General features: G+C 46.3%; 11 protein-coding genes. 5 read left to right on the top strand and 6 right to left on the bottom strand.

The annotated features are described in order from the left end of the window. Positions 1-94: 94 nt before the first annotated feature. The 5 genes from DR864_RS02285 to DR864_RS02265 all read left to right on the top strand — a co-directional run bounded on the left by DR864_RS02285 (position 95) and on the right by DR864_RS02265 (position 6,310). A complete protein-coding gene (locus DR864_RS02285) occupies positions 95-1,642 on the top strand; it encodes a maltokinase N-terminal cap-like domain-containing protein (RefSeq protein WP_114065424.1) in 1,548 nt (515 codons plus the stop codon). 86 nt (positions 1,643-1,728) lie between these two features. After that, positions 1,729-2,304 (top strand): D-sedoheptulose-7-phosphate isomerase, encoded by a 576-nt coding sequence (locus DR864_RS02280; RefSeq protein ID WP_114065423.1) that lies wholly within the window; start codon positions 1,729-1,731, stop codon positions 2,302-2,304. A gap of 85 nt (positions 2,305-2,389) precedes the next feature. Next, the gene (gene fabG / locus DR864_RS02275; protein ID WP_114065422.1) at positions 2,390-3,136 is read left to right on the top strand and encodes a 3-oxoacyl-[acyl-carrier-protein] reductase; all 747 of its coding nucleotides are present in this window, start codon (positions 2,390-2,392) and stop codon (positions 3,134-3,136) included. A 130-nt stretch (positions 3,137-3,266) separates the two neighbouring features. Beyond that, positions 3,267-5,351, top strand: coding sequence for a vWA domain-containing protein (locus DR864_RS02270; RefSeq protein WP_114065421.1), 2,085 nt, complete (start codon positions 3,267-3,269; stop codon positions 5,349-5,351). Between the two features lie 89 nt (positions 5,352-5,440). Next, positions 5,441-6,310: a DUF2279 domain-containing protein gene (locus DR864_RS02265; protein WP_229599500.1), complete on the top strand. Its 870-nt coding sequence runs from the start codon at positions 5,441-5,443 to the stop codon at positions 6,308-6,310. 49 nt (positions 6,311-6,359) lie between these two features. On the opposite strand, the gene DR864_RS02260 is transcribed toward DR864_RS02265, so the two are convergent. From DR864_RS02260 to DR864_RS02235, 6 genes are all read right to left on the bottom strand, one after another. Continuing rightward, positions 6,360-9,218 (bottom strand): ELWxxDGT repeat protein, encoded by a 2,859-nt coding sequence (locus DR864_RS02260; RefSeq protein ID WP_205319185.1) that lies wholly within the window; start codon positions 9,216-9,218, stop codon positions 6,360-6,362. Positions 9,219-9,234: 16 nt separating this feature from the next. Next, the gene (locus DR864_RS30340) at positions 9,235-9,369 is read right to left on the bottom strand and encodes a hypothetical protein (RefSeq protein ID WP_262510931.1); all 135 of its coding nucleotides are present in this window, start codon (positions 9,367-9,369) and stop codon (positions 9,235-9,237) included. A gap of 113 nt (positions 9,370-9,482) precedes the next feature. Continuing rightward, entirely contained in the window at positions 9,483-9,983 is a 501-nt protein-coding gene (locus DR864_RS02250) for a hypothetical protein (protein WP_162793518.1), read from the bottom strand. 90 nt (positions 9,984-10,073) lie between these two features. Further along, complete coding sequence (locus DR864_RS02245) at positions 10,074-12,971, bottom strand: ELWxxDGT repeat protein (RefSeq protein WP_162793517.1); 2,898 nt, start codon at positions 12,969-12,971, stop codon at positions 10,074-10,076. A 16-nt stretch (positions 12,972-12,987) separates the two neighbouring features. Further along, positions 12,988-14,298, bottom strand: coding sequence for a hypothetical protein (locus DR864_RS02240; RefSeq protein ID WP_114065415.1), 1,311 nt, complete (start codon positions 14,296-14,298; stop codon positions 12,988-12,990). Continuing rightward, the gene (locus DR864_RS02235; protein WP_114065414.1) at positions 14,295-14,849 is read right to left on the bottom strand and encodes a nuclear transport factor 2 family protein; all 555 of its coding nucleotides are present in this window, start codon (positions 14,847-14,849) and stop codon (positions 14,295-14,297) included. The genes DR864_RS02240 and DR864_RS02235 overlap by 4 nt, the downstream gene beginning before the upstream one ends. Positions 14,850-14,877: the final 28 nt, after the last annotated feature.

Here is a 14,877-nt window from a genome sequence, read left to right as displayed (position 1 = left end):
AATAATATATTTAAAGATACATTACGAGATATTACTCCTCTATTCTGTGCTTGTTTGAACCAACAACCTATTATGATAAACCGCTAAACCCGCTATGACCAACGTAAACAACGCTCTCATTAATCACCTAGAAACCAACGTTTTCCCGAGTTATTTTAATGCAAGTCGCTGGTTTGCGGGGAAAGCTCGCTCACAGAAAGATTTCCGTATTCAACATACGCTGACTTTTGGCGAATTTTTGATTTTGATTGTAGAAGTTTCGTACCACGAGGGGCCTTCAGAGTTGTATCAATTGCCGTTTACAGAGGTTTCACTCGACATGGATATTCCCGAAAAAGGAGTCATCGAAAAAACCGAGACGTCTCAATGGATAGACGCCATTTATGACGTTCAATTTAGAAAAGAGTTGTTTGCCAATATTTTCAACGCAACCACCCTCCCCTCCTCCGCCGACCAGTCTTCGTTTCTTGCGTCCATAAAAGGCAAAGGGCTATCTGATTCCGACACGCCAGAAAACATTGAAAGCCACGTTTTGCCCGTCGATTCGAGCAATTCCGCCATGCTGTTTGGCGGCAAATATTTTTTAAAACTCTACCGCAAGCTCTTCGACCAAACCAACCCCGAAGTGGAAATGGTGAGTTTTTTGACCCAACATTCCGACTTTAAAAACATTCCAGCCTACGCAGGCAGTCTTACTTGGCAACGGACTGGGCAGCCCGACATCACCTTGGGTATGATGCAACAGGCCATCCGCGCCGACAAAGACAATTGGATGTTGACGGGCGATTTTCTCAATGATTTTATGTACGGCGTTCCAAACGGCATGTTTGGCATCAAAGAATGGGTATTTGAACAGGTAACCCTGCTCGGAAAACGTACGGGCGAAATGCACTTGGGGCTGTTTGCGCCAGGAGCTGATGATGCCTTTGCGCCTGAAGCCTTTGATGATACCTACCGCGCATTTTTACTTCATCGCCTTACCGACTTGCTCGACCGCCGTTACGCGCTGCTGATTGACAATTATCAAAAACTCGACGAGCCTACACAACGATTAGCGTGGATTTTTATGGAAGCCCGTGAATTAATCGATGATTTTGCCAAAGAAATGCTCACTCGTCCGTTGGACTCGCTGCGTATTCGGATTCACGGTGACTACCATTTGGGACAGGTTCTTACCCAAGACGGCGACTTTATCATCATTGATTTTGAGGGAGAACCTGAAGCCACCATTGCCGAGCGAAAAATTAAGCATAGTCCATTTAAGGATGTTGCGGGTATGATACGCAGTTACCATTATGCGGTCAGCGCAAAGTTGTTTGAAAGCCACGAAACCAAAGACATTTCGTCCGAGAAACTTCAAATTGTATCCGACCGTTGGTACAAACTCATGCGTGAAACGTATTTTGAAGCCTACTTGGAGGCTTTTGGGTGGCCGCATCCGCTTTTTAACAGTCAGCACGAAATAAACTTTTTACTGCTGTTTTTTCTGTTGGAAAAAGCCGTGTATGAATTAGGATATGAAATCAGTTATCGCCCCTCGTGGGTTAAGATACCCCTCAGGGGAATTGTGGAAGTAATCAGGGAGATTGAAAAATTAAAGGAGCCGTCGGTCCGAATCAGCCGTCTGGCCAACCCTAGCTAAGTTCAAAATCCTCCTGAAATTGCCCAAATCCACCATAAAACAACCTTTTTTACTATTTTTGTCCCCATGATTAAACAACCATTTTAATGATTAACATTCAATCCATCGTACAAGCTTCTATTGATACCAAAAATCGTGTCCTTGCCGACCAAACCCTCCTTGATACCGTTGGCTCCGTGGCCGAAGCCATGACTACGGCCTTTAAAAACGGCAAAAAAGTACTTTTTTGCGGCAACGGCGGCAGTGCTGCCGACGCCCAACACTTAGCGGCTGAGTTTAGCGGTCGTTTTTATTACGACCGTCCACCGTTGTATTCAGAAGCGCTCCACGTCAACTCGTCGTACGTAACGGCCGTGGGCAATGATTATAGCTACGATGTGATTTATTCAAGAATGATCGAAGCGATGGGAAAAGAAGGCGATGTGTTGGTCGGAATTTCAACCTCTGGCAATTCAACCAATGTCGTAAAAGCCCTTGAAGCCGCCAATAAACTCGGCATGATAACGGTAGGCATGACGGGCGAAAGCGGGGGAAAAATGAAAGAAGTAAGTACTTTTTTGGTGAATATTCCTTCCAAAGATACCCCGCGTATTCAGGAATGTCATATCTTGCTCGGCCACATCATGTGTGAGATTGTAGAAGCCAATGTATTTCCAAAATAGTGGTTTGTGAATGGTGGCTGGTGGCTCGTTTCACCAAACACTAATCACAAATCACCAAACACTAATCACAAATCATCCATTTATAATGTCTCTTTTACAAAACAAAGTAGCTATCGTAACGGGCGCATCCCGTGGAATCGGCAAAGCCATTGCCACTCGGTTTGCCCAGGAAGGCGCACAGGTAGCATTTACGTACTTATCAAGCGTTGAAAAAGGTCAGGCGTTGGAGGAAGAACTCCAACAATTCGGCACCAAAATCAAAGGTTACCGCTCTGATGCGTCCGATTTCAAATCGGCCGAAGACCTCATAACGCAGGTAGTAGCCGACTTCGGAACGGTTGACATTGTGGTAAATAACGCGGGCATCACGCGGGACGGTTTGTTAATGCGCATGACCGAAGAACAATGGGATGAAGTAATTCGCGTTAACTTAAAGTCTGTTTTTAATTTGACCAAAGCCGTAACCCGCGTCATGATGAAAGCGCGTAGCGGCTCCATCATTAATCTTACGTCGGTGGTTGGTTTGACAGGCAACGCTGGACAGGCCAACTACGCCGCCTCAAAAGCAGGTATCATTGGATTTACAAAATCAGTAGCCAAAGAACTTGGTTCACGAAATATTCGTTCTAACGCCATTGCCCCAGGTTTTATCGAAACCGAAATGACGGGTGAGCTGAACGAAAAAGCGATTGAGGAATGGAAACAAAATATTCCGCTCAAACGCGGCGGTCAACCCGAAGAAGTAGCCGACTGTGTCGTATTTTTGGCATCAGATTTGTCTAAGTACATTACTGGACAAGTATTGCAAGTAGACGGCGGTATGGTCATGTAAGTTGGCGTCGTTAGTCAATCGTCGACCGTCAATGTAAAACACTGTAAATTAAGCTTTAATATAAATTACGGCCCATTACCGATGGCCAAAGACTTTTGACTGACGACCCCACCAGACAAACACCATACAAATGCTTTTAACCGAGATTATCTTTCAAACTTCCCCGTGGTACATTGGATTTTGCTTGTTGTTAGGCGCAGCCTACGCGTTTTTTCTTTACCAACCCAAGCCCGTATGGAGTAAACTTCTCAACACTGGATTGGCCATTTTGCGGGGAGCACTTGTCAGTATCATTGCCTTTTTATTATTGAATCCACTCCTACGTAGCATCCAAACGCTCGTGGATAAGCCCAAAGTGGTGATTGCGATTGACAACTCCGAATCAATGGCAAACGACGGCCCCAAAACACTCTCGGCCTTGGCTACGCTACGGGAGGCGTTGGCGGATGAGGGACTTGAAGTAGCCGTTCAAACACTCAACAGCGAAAATTATCAGGATGAACTTCCCAAACTGAAATTTGACCGAACTACCACCAATCTCTCGGATTTATTGAACAATGCCAAAACCAACTATGAAGGACGCAATCTGACCGACGTGGTATTGCTAACCGATGGCATTAGTAATCAGGGCCTTGCACCCACCTACGGCACCTATCCGTTTCGGATTCACAGCATTGGCGTGGGCGATACCCTCCCCAAGCGGGATGTAAGTATCAAAGCCGTTTCGGCCAATAAAATTGCGTATTTGGGCAACCAATTCCCGATTCAGGCCGACATCGTAGCGAGTGGGTTTCAGGGACAAACGGCCACCATCTCGTTGCGCCAAAACGGCAGCACCATCAGCACACAACGCATTGCATTCGGCCAAAAAGAAGATTTCAAACAGGTTACGTTTCAAACATCTTCTACCCAAAAAGGGGTGCAGCACTATACCCTTGACGTAGAATCACTCAAGGGTGAATTTACCACCCGTAATAATCACCGCGATGTTTATATTGACATCATCGATGGAAAAGAAAAAGTATTGATGCTTGCTTTGGCCACTCACCCAGACATCAAAGCCATACGTACGATTCTTGAGAAAAACTTAAACTATGAAGTGGATGTCAAGATATTTGGGGTGAATCCCGCCGCAGAGACCTTTCCCGAAAAGAAATACGATTTGATTATCCTTCATCAGTTGCCTGATTTATTTAACATTGGCGGCGACATTGTGCAACGCTATCTGCAACGCGACAATACCCCTGTTTTCTTCATTTTAGGCTCACAATCCAACACCTCGAAAGTGAGTCAACTCAATTCTGCCGTTACGGTTGTCTCCAATCCAGGCCAAATTGACAAAGTATCGGGTCGTTTTAACCCCAATTTTAAACTGCTGAACTTGGATGCCGACAAACTCAGCATTTTGGAAAAAATGCCACCTTTGACGGTTCCTTTTGGAGAATACCGCCTGATGCCCGGCAGTGAAACGATTCTGTTTCAAAACGTTGGCAATCTTCGCACCAACAAACCTTTGTTGATTTTGAACACTGGTGGTGCTCGAAAATCCGCTGTATTGGCGGGCGAAGGAATCTGGCAATGGCGCCTCGAAGAATACGCCCTTACCGACAAGCAAGAAGCTGTGGATGAACTATTGCAAAAAGTGATTCAACTGATTTCGGTCAAAGAAGACAAACGTAAGTTCCGCGTGTATCCGTTGGCCAATGAATACAACGTGGGCGATAAAGTGACTTTTGAGACGGAAGTTTACAACGACATTTACGAAAAAATCTACGGGCAAAGCATCCGCCTAGAAATCACGGACGAAAAAGGCAAAGTGCAGCCTTACACTTACACCAACGGGGAAGGAAATTCGCGTTTTGAGCTAAGCGGCCTCCAGCAGGGAGTACATCAATTCAAGGCAACTACGAGCCTAAACAACAAAATCGAAAGCGTAACGGGTCAGTTTATTGTGCGAGATTTGGCGCTGGAATCATTAACCAACACTGCTGACTACGGAATGCTACGCGCACTGGCCCAACAGTCGAGTGGCCAATTTGTGAAAGCAAACCAGATTGAGCAACTGAAAGACTATTTGCTCAAAAATAAATCCGTTGACCGCCTCGACAGCACGGAAGATTTGTCGGAATTGATTCAAAATAAGTGGTTGTTTTTCTTGTTATTACTTTTGGCGACGTTGGAATGGGGAACACGGAAATATCAGGGAAGTTATTAAGCGATTTTTGTCACCCTAAGAGGGTCTATTCACCACCTTTGCCTAGTCGTTTAGGTGGCTTCAGCACGACAAAAGCTCTTTTTTTTTATTTGTCATTCATCATTCTGCATTCATCATTTGTCACTTGCCAAGCCCAATCTGACTCCCTTCGGCCCAATTATCGGGCGTTGCGGTGGCTTCTGGCGGGCGAATCGGTGGCATATTCTGCGTCTATTTATGGATTAAGTAAGGCATGGTACAAAACGCCCTTTACGAATTTCAGCGTCAAAGACGACTTTCACGAGTGGAAGCAATTTGATAAAGTAGGGCACTTTTTTACGGCCTACCAGATTTGCCGGCACACGGCGGCGGTTTACAAAAACACTGGAATTACCAACCGCCAAGCGGCTTTGTACGGGGCACTTTCTGGCTTTTTGTTCCTGACCCCCATTGAGCTATTAGACGGTTTTCAATACCCAACCTACGGGTTTTCGCCGAGCGATATGGTGGCCAATGTCATGGGACCATCGTTGTACTTGGGACAGTACGCCCTCTGGGGCGAAGAGCGCATTACGCCCAAATTTTCCTTCTCCCCCACTCCCCTCGCCAAGGTTCGTCCTGAACTTTTGGGGCGAAATTTTAGTGAACAATGGCTCAAGGATTACAACGGTCAAACCTATTGGTTCTCGATCAATCTGGCCTCATTTGCCCCGCATTCAAAGATTCCCAAATGGCTCAGTGTATCGCTCGGATACGGGATTCACAACATGGTCGGGGCCGAGGTAGAGAAGAGCCAATCCTTGGGTTATGACCCCTATCGGCAGTATTATCTCTCATTAGATATTGATTTTCGTCGTATTCCCACCCGCCATAAGGGCCTCAAAACGCTTTTTTTCTTGCTCAACACCCTTAAAGTTCCCGCCCCTGCCTTGGAATTTAACCGAAAGCAGGGCTGGAAAGGGCATTGGTTGTATTTTTGAGCCAACCTTCGTGGTTGCCGCTTTTTTAATGCTGCTCCCGATGAAATATTTAGTTGCAACCGCCTGATTGCGCCTTAAAAACGGCCCCTAGTTGGGTGCTAAATCCAGGATTAAGCTGTACGTATTTTCCTGCTCCATACTCGACATTAGCGCCGTTGGGGATGGTATTGGCACTGCCGCTGACCGTTATGACGGTTTCGGATGCTTTTTGATCGGAAGAAAGGATGCCAGTGGGTGTGCGGGTGAAGTCGCACAGACGCCATAGTTCAAATCCATGCACATCATCGTTGGCAATAAAGTACAGATTGCCGTTCATCATGGCCAGACTGCTATTGTAAAGCCCATTGCTATTATTAGGGTTAATATCGGCTAGCATAACGGTACCCACATTGGTGCCGTCACTTTTCCAGAGTTCTGTGCCGTGATAGCCATCGGTTGCGGTGAAGTAAAGCGTTCCGTTAAAGTTTAATAAGAACCCCGGATTAGAAAAGGCATCTCCGATATTAATATCTTTCACCAGTACAGTACCGGCGGCCGTGCCATCTGTTTTCCAAAGTTCTCGACCGTTGGTTTCATCTTCGGTGGTAAACATCAACGTACCGTTGACTACCGTAAAGGCAAAATAGAAAAATACATTATAACTCGAATTAATGTTTTTGACCATGCTCGTCCCCAACACTGAGCCATCACTTTTCCACATTTCTAATCCATTGCCCCCATCATCAGCCGCAAAAAAAAGGGTACCATTGAAATTGATTAGGTTATTGGGATATGAAGAGTTGCCGCCCGTTTGGATGTCTTTGACCATTTGGGGAATAACGCTGGAATATTTCCAAAGTTCAGCGCCCGACACCCCGTCGTCTACCCGAAAATAGAGGGTGTTGCCTACGGCGGTAAGCTCGGCCGGTGGGTTGGGCCAATCGCTGATTTTGACAGTCCCTGCGGTGGTGCCGTTGGTTTTCCAAAGGCCCAAAGCAGCACTAAAAAAAAGCTGCCCCTGAAAAATGACAAAATGATTTGGATTACTGCCGTTAATACCTGAATTGATGTCTTTGACCAAGACAGTCCCGACCGTTGTCCCGTCCGACTTCCATAGTTCTTTCCCGTTGACACCATCATCGGCACTAAAAAACAAGGTGCCGTTGAAATTGAAAAGTGACACTGGACCGTAATCACTATCACTGGGCAGTATGTTTCTGACCAGCACTGTGCCAGCCGTGGTTCCATCGCTTTTCCACAATTCGCGTCCATCGGCTCCGTTGTTGGCCGTGAAAAATAACACGCCATTGACATTAATTAATGAAGCAGGGGTAGAGCCTGCACTCCCCACATAAATATCCTTGACCATACTTGTTCCCGCCGCCGTACCGTCGCTTTTCCAGAGTTCAGCCCCATTGATGCCATCATTGGCAACAAAAAAAAGGGTATTATTGACGGGTGTCAGGACAGTAGTGAGATTATAGAGCCCCCCAATCGTCCAACCGCTTAATACAATTTTGGACGTCCCCCCCGCTGTGCCATCGCTTTTCCACAACTCAGCCCCATTTGCGCCCTCAGTGGCTAAAAACAACAACGTACCGGCCAAATTGATAAAAAAATAAGGATAGCTACTTCCGGCAGGATTGATGTCTTTGACCATTGTTGTATTGGCCGATGTACCGCTGCTTTTCCAAAACTCAATGCCATTGGTGCCATCATCCGCTTTAAAATACAGGGTAGTGCCAATGGAAATCAAATTGGAAGGTTCGCCACTGCCTCCCGTGTTGATGTCTTTGACCATGACGGTACTGGCAGAAGTCCCGTTGGTTTTCCAAAGTTCATAGCCGTTGGTGCCATCATCAGCGGCAAAATAGAGCGTTGTCGTACCTACCACCCGAAGTTCTGTGTAAATACTGGGGCTATTCTCAAGCCCACCCCTTGCCCCAGGGCGAATATCTTTCACCAATACGGTAGTGGCGGCCGTACCATCGCTTTTCCACAATTCTGTACCATGCGAGCCATCATCGGCGGCAAAATAGACCGTTCCGTCCAAATTCGAAAGCTTTGAAATCAAACGTTGTTCAGGATCCGAGCTAATATTTTTGACCATCACCGTACCCGCCGCCGTGCCATCGCTTTTCCAAAGTTCATAGCCATTGGTCCCATCATTGGCCACAAAAAATAAAACCCCATCGTTGACGGTAAAAGAAGCGACATTGGTGAGAGAAGATGGAGAAGATGCCTCACTGCCCATCCTAATGTCTTTGACCATGACCGTTCCGGCAGTAGTCCCATCACTTTTCCAAAGTTCAGCCCCGTTGGTGCCATTGTCAGCCCTAAAATAAAGCATACCCTGTACAATAGTAAAATCATAAGCACCAATAGAACCGGAGTTAGCTGCGCCGGGGTTGATATTTTTGATAATGACCGTACCTGCCGCCGTGCCATCGCTTTTCCAAAGTTCACGCCCCTGCGTGGCGGTGGTGGCCGAAAACACCAATTGTCCATCGTAGGCTATCAAGTCGTATGGTTGAGAACTCATACTACCTGCATAAATATCCTTAACCATGACCGTACCTGCGGTCGTACCGTCGCTTTTCCATAGTTCGATGCCATACACGCCATCATTGAACGTAAAAAAAAGCGTTGTCCCTACTCTGGTAAGGCTCTGAATAGCGGCTAAAGTATTCAAAGAACTTATATGTTTGACCAGAACCGTACCCGCTGCGGTGCCATCGGTTTTCCAGAGTTGAGAATCATTGCGTACAAAGTAGAGGTATGAGCCCATGCTCACCGGACTTTGGCTACTACCGGTCAGCCCCGCTGCCACCGCATTGATGTCTTTGACCATCTGCGGGTTTTGGGCAAGTGACAAATGCGCCATACCGAGTGATATACATAGTAGGAAGAAGTAAGTTCGTTTTTTCATGATTTTATGTTCGGGTTTAAAAATCATTATCAAGTTCAGGCACTATATTTCCATCTTCGGGCCGGGCAATGGCCGTTGGCTTGAGTCCCAGTATGGTAACGCGGTGATTGGCCAACGAAGAGTTTTGACTATCATCGGTGTTGGTAGTCAACTGGAAATAGATAAATAAAAATGGGTCTTTTCTTCTCAGAGTCTCTGCCCACATTAACTTGACGAGATACATTCTCGCAGAAAAACCAAAAACCCTGCTTTGCCTTAAATTATCTACCAAAGATATTTATCTAAAATAGCCGCCAAGTCTTTGCTATTGGTAACATCTTCGTAAATGATAGGGTTATTGTATACAGTTTGCCCATCTGAAGTTTCTCCCGTTATCTTACAGTTATTATCCTTAAAAAAGAATGAATCGGGTAAATAGATTCCGGCAACAAAAATTCCTCGAATGGCAATAATGTCACCTGCCTGTAATTTCACCTGAGTTTCACTAACGGCAGAAATTTGAATATCCCATTCATACAATACAGGATTAACACCAACACCAAACGCCCTTGCCTTCCCTTTTTTATCTTTCAAATTGAGCAAAACCTGCGTTTTAGCAACTGTTGTCAAGAGATACATCTGCTTACCTGACAGGAGTGCGTCTAAAATAGTGCTGTTCGTGCATTTGGTGGCTGCCGGTGTTAGGGGAGTTGTTTCTGTTTTTGAGCAGGCTAACACCATACAAATAGCAGTAGCTACAACGAGCGTTTTTGTGAATGTTTTCATTTCTTAGTTTTATATCGGTTGTCTGATAATTTTAATGTTTAGCCTGATAGTACCATTCTGCTTGCTGGGCTACCCAATGTTAGACGCTTTCTAGTTACACCCACCAATCTGAGCAACAAACACCACCCCGCCGTTGGTTTTGAATCCCGGGTTTAACTGTACGAATTGGCTGGCCTGATAAATGACATTAGCTCCGTTGGGAATGGTATTGGGGCTACCGGCAATTGAAATAACGGTTTCTGATGCGAGTTGGTGGGTAGTGACGGTTCCTGTAGGCGTAGCCGTAAATCCTTGGGGGCAGGGGGTGTACTTCCAAAGTTCAAAGCCATGCTGACCGTCATCGGCTACAAAGTAGAGGGTGCCTCCCATCTGAGTAAAATAGGGGGCAGTGGAAAATCCACTGTTATTGTCAGGGTTGTGGTCGGCAATCAGGACTGTTCCGGCGGTAGTACCGTTACTTTTCCAAAGCTCCCGGCCATGAGGACCATCATTCGCTAAAAAATAGGCCGTGCCTCCGAAGTTAAAAAACTGTGTGGGATTGGAACTGCCGCTTCCGGCCTGAATATCTTTGACCATCACTGTCCCTGCCGCCGTGCCATCACTTTTCCATAGCTCACGGCCGTTGGTCCCATCGCTTGCGGAAAAATAAAGGGTATCGTTGATATTGACCAAATTCAGAGGAAATGAGCTTCCCGTCGTATTGATGTCTTTGACCATCTCTGTTCCTGTCCCAGTGCCGTCACTTTTCCAGAGTTCTGTCCCGTTGATGCCATCATCAGCACTAAAAAACAATGTACCATTGATGTTCTTGAATGATTGCGGCGACGAGGGGGAGCTACTGGCTCGAATATCTTTTACCAAAGTGATGGAATTCCCATCACTTTTCCAGAGTTCGATATCGGTAGAACTCGCATTGGGGCCGGAAAAAAACAGGGTATTTTCAATAGCAACGGGAGGTTCAATATAATCCCAATCCATATTTATATTAGCTACTTTTACTGTCCCGGCGGTGGTCCCATCGCTTTTGTAAAGGGCGGGGCCTGATGGAGTATAGGCAAAGAAAAATAAAGTCCCTGCAACGTTGGTAAGATATTTGGGCGCTCCGGGACCGGAATCGGGGTAAATATCTTTCACCATAACTGTTCCGCTCGCAGTACCGTCACTTTTCCACAATTCGGAACCAGCGGTATTGGTAGAAGCCCTAAAAAACAATGCCCCGTTCCATTCGGTTATCTCTTCGGGGGCGAAGGTCTCTATCCCGGTATTGATGTCTTTCACCAATACTGTTCCGGCGGCGGTACCGTCGCTTCGCCAAATTTCCCGGCCATGGATATCGTTTTCAGCAACAAAAAACAAGGTGTCATTGATATTGATAAGATCGGTAGGTGAAGCACTGAGGCTTCCAAAATTGATGTCTTTGACCATGACAGTTCCGGCAGGGGTGCCATCGCTTTTCCAAAGCTCTTCGCCGTTGATGCCGTCATTGGCAGTAAAGTAAACTTTATTACCCATCCTCACGAGGTATTTGGGCTGAGCACTGACGGTATTGGCATTGGGCACTATCTTGCTCGTTCCGGGACCGGTACCGTCGCTTTTCCAGAGTTCATTGATGGTGCTGTTGCTCCCATCTTGGGCCAGAAAGATAAGGGATCCTGATAGGCTCACAGGCCCTTGTGGATAGCTGCTCCCCGCCCCGGCCCAAATGTCTTTGACTAAAGTTGTCCCTGCCGCCAAACCGTTGCTTTTCCAAAGTTCGGACCCATTGGTTCCATCATAGGCGGAAAAATAGAGCGTACTTCCCACCAATCTCAAAGAAGTAGGGTAACCGAAAGCCGCTCCACTGTTGATATCCTTGACCATCACCGTTCCCGCTGCAGTTCCGTTGCTTTTCCAGAGTTCCTGTCCGGTGGTTCCATCATTGGCCTCGAAATAAAAAACCAACGTGCCGGTATTGACAACAAAGGGCGAACCGTAGTCAATTATCCCACTTTCTGAGCCGGGATTTATATCTTTGACCATCACCGTTCCGGCTCCTGTTCCATCACTTTGCCAAAGTTCGCGACCGGCAGAGCCGTTATCTGCCGTAAAATAAAGCGTACCGTCTACATTGGTAAGTCTTTCGGGATAAGGATCAATTGCAGTTGCACCCGAAAAAATATCTTTGACCAAGACTGTTCCGGCCGCGGTACCATCGCTTTTCCAGAGTTCTCTACCCTTTGTACCATTGTCAGCGGTAAAAAACAAAACATCCGTCGCAGCAACACCACCAAATGAACCGACCCTGACAAGGGAGTTGGGATATGAGTGGGTAGTACCGGGATTGATGTCTTTGACCAATACAGTTCCCCCGGCAGTACCATCGCTTTTCCACAATTCTCGACCATTGACGGCATCGAAGGCGCCGAAGTAGAGGATTCCCTGTACAATGATAAAACTACCCGGAGCTGAACCGGCAGCTCCGGGATTGATATTTTTGATAATGACCGTTCCGGCGGCGGTGCCGTCGCTTTTCCAGAGTTCAAGCCCTTGCGAGGCCGTCATGGCCGCAAATACCAACTGCCCGTTGTAAGAGACAAACCCCTGAGGCTCAGAGCCGAGGCTGCCTGTATAAATATCTTTGACCATAACGGTACCGGCGGCGGTGCCATCGCTTTTCCAAAGTTCTTCGCCGTTGATGCCATCATTGGCGGTAAAGTAAAGAGTACCGCCTACATTGATCAGGTTACGAGGGTCAGAATCACCAAAGGCCGAAACGATGTGTTTGACCAAGACCGTGCCCGCTGCTGTTCCGTCGGTTTTCCACAGTTCAGAGATACGTTTGACAAAGTACATCTGTGAACCAATGATCGCGGTACCATTATTTTCATCAACTTCGACCCCCGCTGCCACGACATTAATGTCTTTGACCATCTGAAAGTTTTGGGCAAGCGACAAATGAGCCATGCAGAGTATTTGGAAGAATATAAAGTGGTAGGGTTGTTTTTTCATCTTTTTGGATTCGGATTTAAAAATCATTATCAAGTTCAGGCAGGATATTTCCATCTTCGGGCTGTGCAATGGCCGTGGGCTTGATTCCCAATACAGTAACACGGTGATTGGCCAACGAAGAGTTTTCCTCATCATCGGTCAGTATCGTCGAGAGAGTGTATTTGAGCGTACCCCTAGATGCTCGGACAGGCTTGCTGTAACTCCAATCGCTGATCCAGATTCCTATCTTACGTACATGATGGTCACCGCCTTCATAATGTATATCCCACCCAGACAAAACAGGCAAGGCATTTTCATAAGGTATATTGGTGATGGTATATTCTTTTGAAACAATTTGGTTGCTGCCCTGAGGAATAGTACCTGTCCAAAAACCGTTATCATCTACAGGCATTCCTAGAAAAGGAGGATGTATTATTCCCAAATCTTTCCCACCTATCCCCGTGACCATCTCACCGAAGTAGTATCCCTTATCTTCGATAAATGGCTCCCAGCGCTCTTGGTTGTCTTTGAAAATACCCTGAGTCTTCCAACTCAGTACCCCCGCTGAGTCATAGCGACTAGAATTCCGGGGCAAAGTGTTGGTGCTTTCCGGATTGTTATCGTAGATTTTATTTTGTAAAATCCTTTCACTTCCTACGACATTATAAGACAGTTGAAGCAAATGATGGTCTTCTTTTTGGGCTACCCGGAAAAAAAAGCCCCGCGGAACCACCCCCGCAGTTACCCTGCGTTTGAAGACATTGTTTTGAAGGTATCCCGCAATGGGATACATGTTGTAAGTGGAAGTTCCCGAAGCACAGTTTTCATCGTGATCTACCGCCAGATTTATCTTGGCCTCGTTCCACGCGATGACAGTATAGTGGTAGCAAAAATTGTAAGCATCGTCAAAATTATAATCTCCGAGCACTCCAGTTGCGGTCCAGTTTACCTCTTTTCTGTTTTGATTAACGGTTAGGTTGATATGACCAATACCCGCTCCAACCGTACGTACATGGTGATCATCGGATTCATACTCCAATTTCCAGCCATTCAAAAAGACGGTAGCATGGGTAGCCCAACGAGGTATTTGACGATTTCCTTGCAAGACAATTTCATCTTCGCTGATTTTTTGAGTCAATTTCCCGCAGGCCGAGCCATGATAAACTACGATTTGACTATCTTTTTCAAAGGTTTTTTTATCACTGAAATCGTAGGATTCTACATAACTGCGACCCGATGCCTCACCTCCGGAAATACAAAGTCCATCCCACCCTCTGGTCTCCATTTCGCAACTCCAGACCAAAGGCAATACAAAGACAAACAATAAAGCAGCGGTGGAGCGTTTCATGGCAGTATGGCATTTAGACTATCTACTGACACCCGTGATTTGGCATTCCAGAAAGCTGATACATTGGCTATTTGCCAAGCTCCGTCGTGCTTTTCCATAAGGCGGGTTTCCTGACTGATGATGTAGTGGGTTTTTGCGCTGTTGGCGTTGTATTGTTTCCAGAGCAAATACGCTACGTTCTCATTGTAAAACTTAACTTGTGGTTTTTCACGTTTTACCAGAGGGTGTACGACATTTTTGCCGTTTTTGTAATACTTCTCAATCCATTCTTTGCCTTGCGCGTTGATTTTTTCCCACCCAATGGCGGCATCAAACGTGCCGTCGTCGTTGTTCCAAGCCTGCATTGCGTAGGGTTGATGCACCCAATGTTTGGCCCAACAATCATAATTTCCATCAAAAAAACATTTAGTTTCTCCTTCAATGACTTGCATGATGGCGGTGGTTTCTTTGCCTTCATCAAAAGTGGTGGCGGTTTGTGTCTGAGTCTCGGCCTGACGGCAAGCCATTGGAAAGACGAAAAGAAGTGCGCTGCAAATAAGTAAGTGCTTCATTTGAATATGTGTTTTTGGTTTATATTAA

This window comes from Runella rosea (assembly GCF_003325355.1).
GTDB lineage: Bacteria > Bacteroidota > Bacteroidia > Cytophagales > Spirosomataceae > Runella > Runella rosea.
The sequence above is the reverse complement of the archived record's forward strand: the minus strand, read 5'-3'. Positions and strand labels throughout refer to the sequence as shown.

Coding starts and splice junctions, on each gene's coding strand:
- DR864_RS02285 (WP_114065424.1), top strand. CDS start 95: ATGACCAACGTAAACAACGCTCTCATTAATCACCTAGAAACCAACGTT.
- DR864_RS02280 (WP_114065423.1), top strand. CDS start 1,729: ATGATTAACATTCAATCCATCGTACAAGCTTCTATTGATACCAAAAAT.
- fabG (WP_114065422.1), top strand. CDS start 2,390: ATGTCTCTTTTACAAAACAAAGTAGCTATCGTAACGGGCGCATCCCGT.
- DR864_RS02270 (WP_114065421.1), top strand. CDS start 3,267: ATGCTTTTAACCGAGATTATCTTTCAAACTTCCCCGTGGTACATTGGA.
- DR864_RS02260 (WP_205319185.1), bottom strand. CDS start 9,218: ATGAAAAAACGAACTTACTTCTTCCTACTATGTATATCACTCGGTATG.
- DR864_RS02250 (WP_162793518.1), bottom strand. CDS start 9,983: ATGAAAACATTCACAAAAACGCTCGTTGTAGCTACTGCTATTTGTATG.
- DR864_RS02245 (WP_162793517.1), bottom strand. CDS start 12,971: ATGAAAAAACAACCCTACCACTTTATATTCTTCCAAATACTCTGCATG.
- DR864_RS02240 (WP_114065415.1), bottom strand. CDS start 14,298: ATGAAACGCTCCACCGCTGCTTTATTGTTTGTCTTTGTATTGCCTTTG.
- DR864_RS02235 (WP_114065414.1), bottom strand. CDS start 14,849: ATGAAGCACTTACTTATTTGCAGCGCACTTCTTTTCGTCTTTCCAATG.